This window comes from Pseudoalteromonas sp. (genome assembly GCF_041629635.1).
Lineage (GTDB): Bacteria > Pseudomonadota > Gammaproteobacteria > Enterobacterales > Alteromonadaceae > Pseudoalteromonas.
Window position 1 is genome coordinate 1 of sequence record NZ_JBFKMX010000083.1, and the last position, 16046, is coordinate 16046.

Annotated in this window: 14 protein-coding genes; 10 read left to right on the forward strand and 4 right to left on the reverse strand. The window is 39.9% G+C overall.

Going from position 1 to position 16046, the window contains the following annotated elements; translation table 11 throughout:
• The coding region (gene recC / locus ABYD77_RS12300; RefSeq protein ID WP_372770281.1) for an exodeoxyribonuclease V subunit gamma at positions 1-3254 on the reverse strand (3254 nt) is incomplete at its 3' end.
• Positions 3255-3399: 145 nt separating this feature from the next.
• On the opposite strand from recC, the gene xthA reads away from it, so the two are divergent.
• From xthA to rlmA, 3 genes are all read left to right on the forward strand, one after another.
• The gene (gene xthA, locus ABYD77_RS12305; RefSeq protein WP_372770283.1) at positions 3400-4206 is read left to right on the forward strand and encodes an exodeoxyribonuclease III; all 807 of its coding nucleotides are present in this window, start codon (positions 3400-3402) and stop codon (positions 4204-4206) included.
• A 15-nt stretch (positions 4207-4221) separates the two neighbouring features.
• Positions 4222-4869 (forward strand): energy-coupling factor ABC transporter permease, encoded by a 648-nt coding sequence (locus ABYD77_RS12310; protein WP_372770285.1) that lies wholly within the window; start codon positions 4222-4224, stop codon positions 4867-4869.
• 84 nt (positions 4870-4953) lie between these two features.
• Positions 4954-5763, forward strand: coding sequence for a 23S rRNA (guanine(745)-N(1))-methyltransferase (rlmA, locus tag ABYD77_RS12315; protein ID WP_372770287.1), 810 nt, complete (start codon positions 4954-4956; stop codon positions 5761-5763).
• Positions 5764-5825: 62 nt separating this feature from the next.
• Here rlmA and yfbV read toward each other — a convergent pair whose 3' ends face one another.
• A complete protein-coding gene (yfbV, locus tag ABYD77_RS12320; protein WP_372770289.1) occupies positions 5826-6272 on the reverse strand; it encodes a terminus macrodomain insulation protein YfbV in 447 nt (148 codons plus the stop codon).
• Positions 6273-6411: 139 nt separating this feature from the next.
• Between yfbV and ABYD77_RS12325 the strand changes: the two genes are divergently transcribed.
• A complete protein-coding gene (locus tag ABYD77_RS12325; RefSeq protein ID WP_372770291.1) occupies positions 6412-7608 on the forward strand; it encodes an acetate kinase in 1197 nt (398 codons plus the stop codon).
• A 366-nt stretch (positions 7609-7974) separates the two neighbouring features.
• Here the strand turns inward: ABYD77_RS12325 and ABYD77_RS12330 are convergent, their stop codons facing one another.
• Complete coding sequence (locus ABYD77_RS12330) at positions 7975-8898, reverse strand: diguanylate cyclase (protein ID WP_372770293.1); 924 nt, start codon at positions 8896-8898, stop codon at positions 7975-7977.
• A 415-nt stretch (positions 8899-9313) separates the two neighbouring features.
• Here ABYD77_RS12330 and pta point away from each other — a divergent pair, with 415 nt between their 5' ends.
• The 6 genes from pta to ABYD77_RS12360 all read left to right on the forward strand — a co-directional run bounded on the left by pta (position 9314) and on the right by ABYD77_RS12360 (position 14577).
• Positions 9314-11461 (forward strand): phosphate acetyltransferase, encoded by a 2148-nt coding sequence (gene pta, locus ABYD77_RS12335; protein ID WP_372770295.1) that lies wholly within the window; start codon positions 9314-9316, stop codon positions 11459-11461.
• Between the two features lie 79 nt (positions 11462-11540).
• The gene (locus ABYD77_RS12340) at positions 11541-11927 is read left to right on the forward strand and encodes an ACT domain-containing protein (protein WP_372770297.1); all 387 of its coding nucleotides are present in this window, start codon (positions 11541-11543) and stop codon (positions 11925-11927) included.
• Positions 11927-12439: a PTS glucose transporter subunit IIA gene (locus ABYD77_RS12345; RefSeq protein WP_372770299.1), complete on the forward strand. Its 513-nt coding sequence runs from the start codon at positions 11927-11929 to the stop codon at positions 12437-12439. The genes ABYD77_RS12340 and ABYD77_RS12345 overlap by 1 nt, the downstream gene beginning before the upstream one ends.
• Complete coding sequence (locus tag ABYD77_RS12350) at positions 12432-12776, forward strand: ArsC family reductase (protein ID WP_372770301.1); 345 nt, start codon at positions 12432-12434, stop codon at positions 12774-12776. Before ABYD77_RS12345 ends, ABYD77_RS12350 begins: the two co-directional genes overlap by 8 nt.
• Complete coding sequence (dapE, locus tag ABYD77_RS12355; protein ID WP_372770303.1) at positions 12773-13906, forward strand: succinyl-diaminopimelate desuccinylase; 1134 nt, start codon at positions 12773-12775, stop codon at positions 13904-13906. The genes ABYD77_RS12350 and dapE overlap by 4 nt, the downstream gene beginning before the upstream one ends.
• Positions 13894-14577, forward strand: coding sequence for a M15 family metallopeptidase (locus tag ABYD77_RS12360; RefSeq protein WP_372770305.1), 684 nt, complete (start codon positions 13894-13896; stop codon positions 14575-14577). The genes dapE and ABYD77_RS12360 overlap by 13 nt, the downstream gene beginning before the upstream one ends.
• Here ABYD77_RS12360 and ABYD77_RS12365 read toward each other — a convergent pair.
• Entirely contained in the window at positions 14558-15775 is a 1218-nt protein-coding gene (locus tag ABYD77_RS12365; RefSeq protein WP_372770307.1) for a pyridoxal phosphate-dependent aminotransferase, read from the reverse strand. The genes ABYD77_RS12360 and ABYD77_RS12365 overlap by 20 nt on opposite strands.
• Positions 15776-16046: the final 271 nt, after the last annotated feature.

A 16046-nucleotide genomic window follows, 5' to 3' on the forward strand; every position in this document is an offset into this window, starting at 1 on the left:
ATAATGGCATCGACTGGTGCTAGGTAAGTTTCTGTTAAGGCGATAAATTCATCTGCCACACTCTCAAGCGTGGTGAAATCAAGTGAAATGTAAGGGTCACTTACCTCATTTCTGCCAACAAACGGCGTACCAGAGAAAACCGCTTCAGCTGTGGCAAGCTCACGCTTTTGTAAATAACTAAAACCAGCATTAGCGAAAAACGGTAACGGACGGGTAAATATTTGGGTATAAAGCGCAACCCACTTTTCAAGCAGTTCATAGGCGTCGTCTTGCGCTAATTGTTGGTACTCTAAATAACCATTTAACGATAAAAACAAGGTCGAGTTCACATTACCTGATGCACAGCCTGCAAGGTGATATAAATATCCAGCTATTTTATCTTTTGCTTTCAACGCCCCTGTAGGGCGGTAGAGGTATTGATTGGCAAGGGATACTGATTTTAATGTGCCATTAAGCTGTAACTGCGTAAATGCTAACTCAATACGAATAAGTTCATTACTTTGTGATTGCTGTGTAATGACCTGATGACGCTTAAGTTCAGTTAACAGTGGCGTAACTGCAGTAACCATTGTTTCTAAAGCAAGCTCAGCCCCTGCACCTTGGGGTAAATCACCTCTGGCAATAATGGCATCAAGGTTTGGCGTATTATCAAGGTAATCTTGTTCAATAATTTCTTGATAATAGCGATAGCGTGTTAATCCATCTAGCACAAAGGTTTCATCATCTTGGTTATTATATTGATAGTCGCCTAAGCGTGCGCCAATGGTATAGCGATAAAATGATTGCTGTGGCGCAAGCAACTGCTGAATAAACATCGCAAGGTCAATTTGTGAGTCTAATTCAGGCGCAAGTGGCTCAACGTGTGTACTCGTTAATTGTGCCTTGGGTAGCCAAATCGGGTTGTAACTTTGCATTATTGAAGCTTGATAATACGCAGGGTTAAACGGCTGCAAGTAATGATTTACCGTGAGTGAGTCGATAAGTTTATTTTCTGCATGGGTAAATACCCGAGCTAAATAATCCGTCAGTTCACTCACTAGCACACTAGGAAGACGCTCTGAGTTATCAACACACGAATTGCCCATATAACTTAAATACACATGTTCGCGCGCACTTAGTAGCGCCTCTAGGAAGAGATAACGGTCGTCCATTTTACGCGAACGGTCGCCTTTTTGAGGTTTACTGTGTTGCAATAAATCAAAACCAAGGGGCTGCACACTGCGCGGATAATCGCCATCGTTTAACCCTAAAATGCATACCACTTTAAACGGTACTGCACGCATTGGCATTAAAGTACAAAAGTTAACTTGCCCCATAAAAAAGCGCTGTCCGACGCCTTTTAGCATTAGCTGTTGTTTTAAAATGTGTACCAGTAAGGTTTGAGACACTAAACCACTGTGATCGCCGTTGTCAAAATGCATAAGCATTTTTTCTAGTGCATTTTGAATAAAGCTTAAATCGTTATTTTGACTGGCGTCAGTTGCATAAAAACGTATTGCTAATTGCTGTAGCTGCCCTACTTTTTTTGCTAAATTACCGCTGATTTTAAGTGCACTTTGCGTGTCTTCTAAGGCTTCAAAAAAACGAATGAGCTTTGCCAGTGTTTCCACTGCCATGCCTTCCACCTCATCTGCAGCATAAAGCATATTAAATTCAGAGGTTTCATCTTTCATGGCAAAGCCTAGCACTAAACGGGAAAGTCCTTGGCGCCAGCTGTTAATATCAATTTTAGGTTGGTTAAACTCACCTTTATGCTGGCCATCGATGCCCCAACGAATATTCACTTGCTCTAACCAATAACTGATTTGAGTAAGCTCTTCACTGGTAATCTCAAATTTTACTGATATCTCGTCAACTTGCAGTAAATCGAGAATATCTGAAACGTAAAAACGGCAAGACCCTATATCGGCAAGCTTGATAAAGCTGTTCACAATCGGTTTTTCTTGTTCTACACCTAAATCAGATATCGCAAACGGAATATAACGATTGTCTTTGGCACTACCAAATACCGCTTCAATATATGGGCTGTATTGGCCAGAGTCTGGCATCATCACAATAATATCGCGCGGGGTAAGTTCTGGGTTTTCAGTAAACAAATTAAGTAAATGGTCATGCAAGGCTTCAACTTCACGCAGTGCATTATGACAGCGTGAAAACATCAGTGATGGTAACGCTGAGCTTTCACTAAACGAAAGTTTGCCCTCATCTGAGACAAACCAGGTTGGATCGCTGGCCAGTGGCACGCCTTTAAAGGCTAATTCAAAAATCTCTTGTTGTAATTTGCCAAGCAAATTATCTTCAAACTTTTCAATATATAAATCAGTCCACTGTGCATCTAGCTCTACTAATTGTTCTAAATATTCGCGTCCGAGTTTACCCCATGAGGCTAACAGTGGATTACCAACGATATAGTAATCTTCGCCCTCAGCATCGATATTCGGCTTTACTTCATAATTGGCAATGATTTTTGCTTTGGTTTTTTCATCAACCACATCACCCCAATAATGCTTACTGGGGTTACACAAATAAATATATACATCAATGTGCTCTGCCAATGCTTGAAATACTTCAAGTTGTTGGCTTGGTATTGCTGAGAGACCAAAAATATATAAATTTTGATGGCTGAGTGAAACCGGCTTGGTGGTAAGAGCACTGATTAATTCTTGATGCAAATTAGCTCGGTGATACGGGTTTTGCCCCAAAATTTGAGTGTGTTCAATTAACTTGCGCCAAAGAATTGGCTGCCAAGGTGCAATTGATATATCTACATCCGCTAATTCATCATTCCCTTGTTGCCAACTTTCTAACCACTGTGGGCGGTACATTAAATATTGGTCAAACGCATCGGCAATTTTTTCACATAATCCAAATAAACGCGTGTCACTATCAAGTGCGGTTTTAGTCTCAATTAAATACTGCTTTAACAGGGAGAATTCCGCTTGCTCTAGGCAACTTGGTAAAATGTTAAACAGCTTCCACGCCATATTATTTTTATTAAATGACGAATCTTCCGGTACATCGGGCAGTAAATTTTGGTACAAACGCCAGATATAACTGGATGGCAGCACATAATCAATTTGCCCAGTAACGCCATGCTGCTCGGCAATCAGAACTTTTAACCACTGCGCCATACCGGGTGATTGCACCAGCACTTGCTCTTGGTCAAAAATGCTGGGATTGGGGCTGTGCAGTAACGACTGAGATAAGTGAAGCTGAAGCGCTTCCATACGGTTTGATTGAATAATATGCAGCATTTTTAGAACAAACTAACTAATTGGTTTACCTTATATTAATTTAAATAAATGCGGCTGACTATGAAAGAGTAAAAAGCTAACGTGCCGCCATTCTTTTTGTTAGACTAAACGCATTTACACACCCATAATATTTTTTAGGTGAACAATGAAAGTTATCAGTTTTAATATAAACGGCTTACGTGCCCGTTTACACCAACTACAAGCCGTAATTGATAAACATCAACCTGATGTTATCGGCTTACAAGAAATTAAAGTACATGATGAAGCGTTTCCGGTTGCAGATGTTGAAGCAATGGGTTATCACGTGGCATTTCATGGTCAAAAAGCCCACTACGGTGTGGCGGTACTAACAAAGCAAGCGCCAATCGCCATTGAAAAAGGCTTTCCAACTGATACCGATGAATCGCAAAAGCGTATGATTATCGCAACGGTAGCGGATAAAAATGGCAACCCTGTTAAAATTTTAAACGGTTACTTTCCTCAAGGCGATAATATTACCCACGAAACTAAATACCCATATAAGCGTCAATTTTATTCTGACTTAATTACTTACCTTGATGATCATGATCCAAATGAGCAGATTATCGTAATGGGTGATATTAATATCTCACCAATAGATTTAGATATTGGTATTGGCGAGCCTAATCGTTTGCGCTGGCTTAAAACGGGTAAATGTTCATTCCAACCAGAAGAGCGCGAATGGTTAGCGCGTTTATTAGATTGGGGCTTAGTTGATACCTTTAGAGCATTAACGCCAGATGCCACTGAAAAATACTCGTGGTTTGATTATCGCTCTAAGGGCTTTGATGATAACCGCGGCCTGCGTATTGACGTTGTGCTTGCAACCAAAGGGCTTGCTGAAAAATGTATTGAGTCAGATATTGATTACGAGTTACGCGGCATTGAAAAACCATCGGATCATGCACCAATTTGGGCGACATTCGATATTTAACCTCAGGTACGCTTTGTGGAATTTGATTTAGCTGAATTAACTTGTTTACTGTTATTTGCTATTGCGCTAATTAAATCGCTCGATGCAAAAACACGCAGTATTTTATTCAGCAATCAAGTTGTTCAGCGAAGTGTACTTGCCATCAGTTTAATGCTGGTGGGGTTTTGGTCTTTAAAGGCTGGGCTTTACCCCGGCCTTGATATTCATGTTTTAGCACTAACCGGCGTAACACTGACACTTGGCCCTCGCCTCGCGATCATTACCGCAGCGCTTAGCCATAGTTTGCAACTGGGCCTTGGTTTGGTACCTATTGAACAAATCGGCAGTTACGCCCTGCTTACTTCCTTAGCGCCAATTTTATTTAGTTACGCCTTGTTTTTACTGTGCTATCAGTATATTACTCGCCATTTATTTGTTTATATTTTTGTAAATAGCTTTTTAGCAGCAGGTCTTACCGCCATATTTCATATTGCCTTAATGACTGGCTACCACTATTTTTCGGGTCATTATGATTGGCAAACCCTATTTGATAACTACACCTTTTTAGCAAGCTTAATCTGGTTTCCAGAAGCCACAATCAATGGCATGGCAATGACGGTACTGATAATTTACCGCCCACATTGGGTAAGAACCTTTTACGATAACGAATATTTAGCAAAATAAGCCGCTTATTTAAGACAGCAAATCTCGAATCCATGCAGCGTTTAAGGTTATAATCACTCCATTATTTACAGCTTCGCTATGCTAATGTCACAAATCTATTTTTGCCCACTTTGCCAAACGCCCCTTTCAAATGACACACATCGTCTAATATGCAGCAACAACCATAGCTTTGATAAAGCCAAAGAAGGCTATGTTAATTTGCTTCCAGTACAGAATAAAAAAAGCAAAGATCCCGGTGATAATAAAAACATGGTAATCGCTCGTCGGGAGTTTTTAGCGCGCGGCTATTATGATTTTTTACGCGCAGCAATGTGCCAGCAAATAAGCGAAGTTGCAGGTGAAAATACTGTGTTAGATGTGGGCTGTGGCGAAGGCTTTTACACCCATAAGTTTAATGAGTGTAACAATGTGATATCAACGTATGGCCTTGATATTTCCAAGCCTGCGGTAAAATACGCGGCTAAACGCTTCAAAGATTGTCACTTTAGTGTTGCCTCATCATCCAATGCCCCATTCGAGAATAATGCATTTGATATTGTCACTAGTGTTTTTTCACCTCTTTTTGATAAAGAACTTGCACGTCTAACCAATGACAATGGCACACTTATCGTGGCAAGCCCAGGTGATAATCATCTAACAGAGTTAAAAGCGCTTATTTATAAAGAGGTTAATCCGCACCAAGCGGTAGAAACACCTGCGGGATTTGAGCTTGTTAATCACAACTTACATACCGAGGTGGTAGAGCTTGAGCTTGAAGCGTTGACGGAGCTGATAAAAATGACGCCATTTGCATGGAAATTTAGACCAGAGCATTGGCAATCGCTTGCGCAAAAGGTGCCTTTTAAGGTGACTTTATCATTTTACGTCAGTGTCTTTAAAAAAGTGAAAGCTTAACCATTTCGCTCAAGCAAAAAGTGTCGCTTTAAATGCGACAATTTTGTTGAATATGAACGTGTTTAAAAAAGATCACGCTTAAATGCATTATCCATTTTTTCATACACTTCTTTAAGTAGATATGCCAAATCGCCATAACGGGGCTTGGTGATAGATACAGGTGGTTCCACTCCGTGTTCAGTCATTTTACCGTAAACCTCACGAAACCAAATTGCCTCTTGTGGTGGCAGTAAGGTATTCGCGCGCTTGCCAAGCCAATATAGGCCTTGTACTGGCATTGAGAGTAAGAATAATGAAAAGGTTAACGCTTGCGGTAAGTAATTCGTTGTTAGAAAGTTAACCTGCACAAAAATACTTAACACAGCGAGTAACGGCACAATTTTAATCGCCAACTTTGTTGCTTTTATGACTCGGAACTCAAGAAAAACTGCACCTAGCTTTGGCTCTAGCGGCCAAGTTTTGCTGTAATGATGCCCATCAGAAATTTGCGCTAACATTGATTTTTGCATTACCACCTCGAAATTGCATTGAGCCTCTATAATTACCTAACGAAAAAGTAATTTTTAGGGTAAAATTGCAACTATTAAAGTCAAGTATACCATAGTCTGAAATGACTGCCGAAAAATCTGTTTAAGGAAACTATTAACTATGTCGCACAATGTGCTCGTACTAAATTGTGGAAGTTCAAGTTTAAAATTCGCCATTATTGATGCAACCTCTGGCAGCGCTAGCCTGACAGGCCTTGCAGAGTGTTTATCACTGGATAATGCATCGCTAAGCTACAAACTTAACGGCGAAAAACACAAAATAGACTTAGCAAAAGGGGCACAACACGACGCTGCAATCGCAGAAATTGTTAACTTAATTAAACAACAGCATTTAAATGAAAGCCTTATTGCTGTTGGTCATCGCGTAGTTCATGGCGGTGAAGCATTTACCGGCTCAGTTATAATCGACAATGCAGTTATCAATGGTATTGAGAACAATGTTGCCCTTGCGCCACTTCATAATCCAGCGAACTTAATGGGTATTCGCGCTGCACAAGCTGCCTTTGCAAATTTACCGCAAGTAGCTGTGTTTGACACTGCGTTTCACCAAACTATGGAAAAGCAAGCATACCTCTATGCCCTGCCATTATCACTTTATAAAGAGCACGGTGTACGCCGCTATGGTTTCCACGGTACAAGCCACTTTTTTGTTGCAAACGAAGCTGCTAAGTTAATTAACAAACCAATTGAACAAAGTTCGATTATCACTGCGCATTTAGGCAATGGCTGTTCTGTAACAGCGGTTAAAAATGGTAAAAGCGTTGATACCAGCATGGGTTTAACACCGCTTGAGGGCTTAGTGATGGGCACGCGTTCTGGTGATTTAGACGCTGGTCTTTATAACTATTTATCTACCACTCTGAACTACTCAAATACACAAATCGACGCAATGCTAAATAAACAAAGTGGATTACTTGGTTTAAGTGAACTTTCAAGCGATTGCCGTGAAATTGAAGAAGCCGCAGAACAAAATCATGTGCAAGCAAAACTTGCGTTAGACGTGTTTTGTTACCGCTTAGCAAAATATATCGCTTCATACGTCGTGCCATTAGGCGCATTAGACGCCATTGCATTTACTGGCGGCATTGGTGAAAACTCATCGCTTATACGTGAGAAAGTAATTAATTTACTTAGTTTTTTTGCTTTTGACCTTGACCAAAATGCCAACCTTGCAGCGCGTTTTGGTAACGCTGGCGTAATTGCAACAAACCCATTAGGTGCAAAAGTACTCGTTGTACCAACTAATGAAGAATGGCAAATATCACGACACTGTCTTGAGTTACTCGACATAAAATAATTATATAAAACCTGAGCTTGTAAACAAAATTCAGGCTTTATAAAACCGAATAATACCATTTATTCCGCATACAAACTGTAGCAAATGCAGTGGAGTCTGAGTTACTTTTTTGACACTGTCCACGACAAAGAGCGAATTGCATAAACGCTTCTAGCTCGATTTGGAAAACATACTACACCATCTTTAGCTCAATTCTTAAAATAGCTTACGTATAGATGTGTTAATTTAAAAAAGATACTAATTAGTTACGTTAAATACAATCTAACGTGCTTGAAACAAGATATGTAGCTACACCCAGATTTTAAAAGTTAAGACCAAGTGGTTTTTTAATTTGGGAATAAAAGATAATTTTATGCGTAAGGATTATTATACATTGCTAATTACAATTTGGTTCCTTCCTAAACTTTTAGCTTTGTACAAGTTATCATCTGCATGTTTAATCATTTGCTCAAGAGAATTTTCGACAGTTTCCTGACTAGCAACACCTCCAATGCTGAAGGATACTTTCTTAACAGGACTTTTAGTATGCGAAATTTCTTTTAGAGAGATATTTTTTTGGATGTTTTCTGCAATGTATTCAACCCCTTTTTCATCAGTGTAAGGCAAAATAATAAGAAACTCCTCACCTCCATACCTTATTGCAATATCTTGGGGCCTCTTTAAGGCCATATTAATTGCTTCAGCAGCGCTCTTTAGGCACGCATCACCTGATTGGTGCCCATATGAATCATTAAACAATTTAAAATAATCCAAATCCAACATTAATAATCCAATAGGTTTCCTTAGCCTACTAACTTGATTAACTAAATGTACAGAGTGTTCATTAAGGTAATGCCTGTTATAAAGACCAGTGAGAGAGTCCCTGTATGTCAGTGTTTCAAGCTGCTCTAGCCTCGCTTTATTTAACAAATGACTTTTGACTCTATGTATAAGAGTGGACGGAGCTATTGGCTTACTGACAAAATCACTTCCACCGGCTTCCCAACATTCATTTTGGGATTGCACATCAACACTTGCTGTTACAAAAATTATTGGCACACTTTTTAACGTGTCAATTTTTCTTAGTTTCTTGCATACCTCAAGCCCATTGATATTTGGCATATGTACATCCAACAAAATGAGATCTGGTGCAGGCTTTGATATACAGTAATCAACTACTTTAGTACTGTCAGCTAAAAGTTCTACCTTGCATATATCTTTCAGAATACTACTGAGTACTTTTCTCATTAACAGGTCATCATCAACAACAAGAATTCTTGATTCTGAGATTGGTTTTAACGCTACTGACATATCAATCCTATTTACAATCCATATTGAGTAATAATGACTTGTTAGAGCCATTGTAAAGAATAATCAAAAGACAGCAAGAACTAATATGTTTTGTTAAAAATCAATAACTAAGTAATATTTCATATTTTCAATATAATAGAAAAAGCTTGGTGTAGGTAGTTTTTCAAAAAAGTGGCTGTAATTAAAACCTTACTTAACCCTACTAAGCTTGCTATTTTTTCCTGATAATAAATACCATGGTTCTTTTTCATATAGATCAATTATCCAAAGCTGCAATTAGTGTTAAAATGTGATTAGGTGTATCAACTTACAAAAACTTAATGATTGAAAGAATAATTTTTTCTGATAAGTCGAATTTATCGCAAGAAACATCGCTAATTACCATGAATTCAAATTCATTTGCGGAGGCTCAATAATGTCTCATCGCATTATGCTTATTCCAGTATCAACGGGTGTGGGATTAACTTCAGTGTCTGTGGGCTTAGTACGAGCACTTGAAAAAAAGTCAGTCAAAGTTAATTTTTTCAAACCTATATCTCAGCCTCGCGGCAAGAAAAATGGCCCTGAATTATCTTCTGAAATAGTTAAAATCGGTTCAACAATTAATCCAGCTCCTTCAATAGATTTATACTACGCAGAACAGATGATTGGTGATGGTAAAACAGAGGTTCTACTTGAAGAAATTGTTGGGCGTTTTGAAAAGCACGTTGGCAAAGACGACGTTGCGATTATTGAAGGTATGGTACCGACACGCAAACAACCCTATGTTGGCCGCGTAAACCGAGAGATTGCACAAACCCTTGGCGCGCACATCGTATTTGTTTTAACCCCTAGTAACGATGATGTTGATGAAATAGAAGATCGTATTGAGCTAGCTGCTAGTTTATACGGAGGTGTAGAACATCCTCGTGTACTTGGTTGTATTTTCAATAAAGTAAATGCGCCGCTTGATGAAGAAGGCAATATTCGCACTGATTTTATTGAGCCAAGTAACGATGAAAGTTTGCAAATTGAGCTTAATCGCATTGCCTCATTACCATTGTTTCGTAAAAAGCCGTTTAAACTGTTAGGCACTGTGCCTTGGTATCAAGATTTAGTCGCACCACGAGTAATGGATCTTGCAAAGCACTTAAATGCGGAAATTTTAAATTACGGTGATATTGAACACCGCCGTCTGCGCAGTGTTACTTTCTGTGCGCGCACAGTGTCTAATATTCTTAATCACTTTTCTCCTGGGGCATTACTTGTGACCCCTGGTGATCGTTCTGATGTACTGGTAGCAGCGTGTTTATCCGCAATGAACGGTACCAAACTTGGCGCGGTTTTACTAACGGGTGGTTTTAAACCTGAAGAGCGTATTTTAAAGCTTTGTGAACAAGCATTTGACACTGGCTTACCAATTATTTGTACTCAAAATGATACTTGGCGCACCTCAATTCTACTGCAAAGCTTTAACTTAGAAGTACCGATTGATGATGAACAGCGTATTGAAAAAGTGAAAGATCATAATGCCCGTCATATTGATAAAGACTGGCTTGACTCACTTACAGAGGGCGTTGCTCTGAACCGTAAAATGTCACCACCTGCATTTCGTCATTTACTGTCTTCCACTGCGCGCACTGCACAAAAAACCATCGTTTTACCAGAAGGTAACGAGCCTCGAACCATCAAAGCTGCCGCAATTTGTGGTGAGCGCAATATTGCACGCACAGTACTATTAGGTGATCGTGAAGAAATTGAGCGTATAGCAGAACAACAAGGCGTTCAACTCAACGATAACGTTGAAATTCAAGACCCAAATATTGTTCGTCAAAACTACATAGCCCCCATGGTTGAGCTTCGAAAACATAAGGGCTTAACCGAGGTTATTGCTGAGGAACAACTGCAAGACAATGTTGTGCTTGGCACCATGATGCTAGCAGAAAATAAAGTAGATGGTTTAGTTTCGGGAGCAGTTCACACCACTGCCAATACTATTCGCCCACCGCTACAATTAATTAAAACGGCGCCAAACACTTCATTGGTTTCCTCCGTCTTCTTTATGTTATTACCTGATCAAGTGCTGGTATATGGTGACTGTGCTATTAACCCAGATCCAACCGCTGAGCAACTAGCGGATATTGCTATTCAATCAGCTGACAGTGCTGCTGCTTTTGGCATTGAACCTCGTGTTGCAATGATAAGTTATAGCACTGGTAATTCGGGTAGCGGTGACGATGTTGAAAAAGTGCGTTTAGCAACAGAGCTGGCACAAGCAAAACGTCCTGATCTGTTGATTGACGGACCTCTACAATATGATGCTGCGATTATGGAAAGTGTTGCTAAGAAAAAAGCCCCAAACAGCAAAGTTGCCGGCAAAGCTACCGTTTTTATCTTCCCGGATTTAAATACGGGTAACACCACCTACAAGGCTGTGCAACGTAGTGCCGATCTCATTTCAATCGGACCTATGTTACAAGGGATGCGAAAACCAGTGAATGACCTATCTCGCGGGGCATTAGTCGATGATATTGTCTACACCATCGCGTTAACAGCAATTCAAGCAACTCAAGAAACCCGCTGAATTGCTTTAAAATAGCCTTACAGTTAGCATTATTTTTGATATTGTAAGGCTATAAATCAAAACGATAAATGGGAGTTTTATGTCACAACAAACGTTAGCCGTAATGCAAGAAACCTTTACGATACACAGTTTTGACGTAGACACGCCTATCCCACCCGCCGTTTATAAAGCAAAAGTGTTTTTTATAGCACGTACTTACGATGAATTATCGGTTGTATGCCCAGCACACGTAGAATTAGATTCTAACGAGCAAGAAGAAGACTGGGCAGCATTAGAAGTACTGGGCCCACTCGGGTTTTCAATGACTGGGATCCTATCAAACATTTCGGGTGTCTTAGCGGCTGCAAAAATCTCCATTTTTGCCATATCAACCTTTGATACCGACTATATTTTGGTGAAAAGAGCACGCATCCATGATGCAACCTCCCATTTGAGCAAAGCGGGTTACAAGGTGGTTAACAGTTAATGCGAGTAATAAAGCAAGATTTTTATGCTGTTAAACATACCGCACTTGTAATTCATGCCCCTTTTTCTGGTAAGGTCTTAGCGCAAAGCGAATCAACTAATCCATTAGTCAGCAATCAATTACTGGGGTTAGGTGTTGAACTCGATGTCAGTAATTATCAACTCTATGCTCCATTTAGCGGAACACTGTTATCAGTTAATCAAGGTGGTTTAGAGTTTATTTTCAAGTCGAAGCAAGGTGTTAAGTTATTAGTGCTAATCGCGCTAAAAGATGACTTTGGCCCTATGACTGGCTTTAAACAGCACATTAGGCTAGGCGAACAATATAGTGCAGGGCAACTTATTGCAAGTTTTGATTTTCGTAAACAACAGCACCCAGTTCGCGCCAGCATTTTATTGCTCGAACCTGAACGACTAAATAAAGTGCTTGATAAATGTTACTATCAAGCAAAGCGAGTTACTGCTGGCAATGATATTCTCTTTAAACTAACAAAACGAATTAACCATGATTAAACTTTTTGGCATTCCAAACTGCGACACGATTAAAAAAGCAAAAAAATGGCTTGAGCAAAACAATATTGAATATACCTTTCACGATTACCGCAAAGACGGTATTGATGCGCAAATGGTATCTCAGTTTTGCCAACAACTTGATTGGCAACAAGTCCTAAATAAACGTGGCACAACTTATCGCCAACTGGACGATGTAACAAAAGAATCATTAAATGCCGAGTCTGTGGTGTCTTTATTAGTTGAACAACCAGCCATGATAAAACGCCCAATTTTAGACAAAGAAGGTGAACTTCATTTGGGCTTTAAAGCAGAACAATATAAAAGTATTTTTGCATGAGTTCAAATGATGTAATTAGCCTTACGCAGGCCTTTATTCAAAAGCCGTCGGTGACGCCCGATGATGCTGGCTGCCAAGAGATTATGGCAGATATTCTTAGTCCGCTAAACTTCAATATTGAAGAGTTATTCTTTACCGACACCCTTAATATGTGGGCACGTAAAGGAAACACTTCGCCTGTATTTTGTTTTGCTGGTCATACTGATGTGGTACCTACTGGGCCAGTTGAAGAGTGGCATCAACCGCCTTTCTCTGGCAACTTACTTGATGGCTATATTCATGGCCGTGGTGCTGCTGATATGAAAGGCTCTCTTGCGGCAATGCTAATTGCCACAGAGCGTTTTGTAAAAAAACACCCAGACCACAAAGGTAGCATTGCATTTTTAATTACCTCTGATGAAGAGGGCCCGTTTATTAACGGCACCACAAAAGTAATAGACCTGTTAGAAGCGCGCAATGAAAAAATAGATATGTGCTTAGTGGGCGAGCCATCATCGAGCCATACCCTTGGCGATGTAGTTAAAAATGGCCGCCGCGGCTCTTTAACTGGCTTCGTCACGGTTAAAGGTATTCAAGGCCACGTTGCCTACCCGCATTTAGCAAAAAACCCCATTCATTTAGTTGCCCCTGCACTTGATGAGCTTGCTAATACAACATGGGATAAAGGTAATGACTACTTTCCTGCGACCAGTTTTCAAATTTCTAATATCAATGGCGGTACAGGTGCCGGTAATGTTATTCCTGGCAGCGTCGAAGTTCAATTTAACTTCCGTTACAGCACCGAAGTAACCGCCGATGAACTCACTGCTCGTACCGTCGCGATTTTAGACCATCATGGTTTAGATTATGATATTCGATGGGTCTATAACGGACTGCCTTTTTTAACTGATTCGGGCCCACTGCTAGAAGCAACGGTAGCTGCTATTAAGGATATACAACACATTGATACATCAGTGGAAACCTCAGGTGGCACTTCAGATGGAAGGTTTATTGCGCAAACAGGTGCACAAGTCGTTGAGCTTGGCCCAATCAATGCAACCATTCACAAGGTGAACGAGTGTGTTAATGCACGTGACCTTGAAGTATTGACCGACATTTATGAAGCGATTTTGGTTAAATGTTTAACTTAGTTGAGCAAGCCGCACTTGGCTTATCGCAAACACATTTATGCGATTTTCAAGGTCGATTAGTCGAAAATACGATTAAACGCGATCTTGAGCAAATGGTAAATGCCGCTAAAAAAAGCGGCATTACCCTCGCGTTGGCATCAACGTTTCGTGATTTCGCAAGACAATCGCAAATTTGGAACAACAAGTTTAACTTAATAAGGCCTGTTTTTGATATTAACGATAACCCAGTAAATATGACATCTCTAAGCGATGCCGAAAAGTGTTTTGCGATTATGCTCTTTAGTGCAATTCCTGGGGCAAGTCGCCATCATTTTGGCACTGATATGGATGTGTTTGATTCGAGTAAAGTCACTGATGACTACCAGTTGCAATTGTGCCAAGCAGAATACAGTGAAAATGGTCCGTTTTGTGAGCTCAGTAACTGGTTAGCGAGTAACGCAGAAAAATACGGTTTTTTCTTACCTTATAAACACTTCAAAGGTGGTGTTGCCAAAGAGCCATGGCATATTAGTCATATTGAACGTTCTGTGTTTTATATGAATGTGCATTCAAAGCAATTGTTAGCTGATGCTTTAAAGCAATCTAATGTTGCAGGTTGGCCAAGCTTAGTTGACCAACTCGATGAAATTTATCCACGTTTTGTAACTAACATCACGCTTGCTGGTAGCTAGCAAAAAAGCGTTGAATACCTTCAATCGCCGGTTTAAGCTGATCTGGATGAGGTAAAAACACTAATCTAAAGTGATCTGGTTTTGGCCAATTAAATGCTCGACCATGTACCAACAGAATACGTTCTTGTTTTAACAGGTCGAGTATTAGCTTTTCGTCATCTTTAACATTGAAGCGTTTTCGATCAAACTTCGCAAAGCCATAAAGCGCACCTTTAGGTTTAACGCACGACACCCCTTCAATTGCATTCAAGCCTTCAAAGATAATATCGCGTTGTTGATACAAGCGGCCACCTGGTAAAATCAACTCGTCAATGGATTGAACACCGCCTAACGCTTGCTGAATTGCATATTGTGCAGGCACATTGGCACAAAGACGCATTGAGGCGAGCATTTCTAACCCTTGAATATATTCTTCAAGCTGCGATATTTTACCACTCAATACCATCCATCCCATACGTAGCCCTGCAGCTCGATAGGTTTTCGCAAGACCGTTAAAAGTAATAATTGGCACATCTTCACACAGACTTGCAATCGAGGTATAAGGTATATTGTCGTAAATAATCTTTTCGTAAATTTCATCACTAAAGACGATAAGATTATGTTCACGGGCCAGCCCTAATAAATCATTTAACAATGCTTCATCATAAACAGCACCCGTTGGGTTATTTGGGTTGATTAATACAATCGCTTTGGTTTTAGAAGTAATTTTACTTTTAATATCATTAATATCTGGGAACCAATCTTGCTCTTCGTCACAAATGTAATGAACAGGATTGCCCCCAGCTAATTTTACCGACGCCGTCCAAAGCGGATAGTCTGGTGCAGGGATCAACACTTCATCATTACTATTTAGCAATGCTTGTGTTGCCATTTGAATAAGCTCACTGACCCCATTTCCGATAAAAATATTGTCTATCGACAGGTTAGTAAACTTTTTATTTTGATAATACTGATAAATAGATACCCGGGCTGAATAAAGCCCCTTTGAATCACAGTAGCCTTGGGCAGCGCTTAAATTGCGAATAATGTCTTTTAACATATCCTCTGGCATATCAAAGCCAAAGGCGGCTGGGTTACCAATATTTAGTTTTAATACTTGCTCCCCTTGATCTTCCATTTCACGTGCCATTTTTAAAACTGGCCCACGAATGTCATAACAAACCCCTTGTAATTTATCGCTTTTTTTAAACACTGCCAAACGTCCCCGCATATAAAAAATATGAGCATGCGAAATAGCGCTCAAATTGAAAAAATAATACAAAGGCGTGCACAGTGTTTATCAGAGAATAAACAAACAATTTATACTGGAAAAGAAATAATTTGATAGCGCACGCTTCCACCACAGGCTACCGCATTCATAGTGAAAGCGAAAGCTTAAAGCCCTTTTTAGAATAAAATAATTAAATGACTTTCTGAATCGCTTCTTTAGTAGCAGAAATATGCGCTGGTAATACATTCTTTAAATTTTG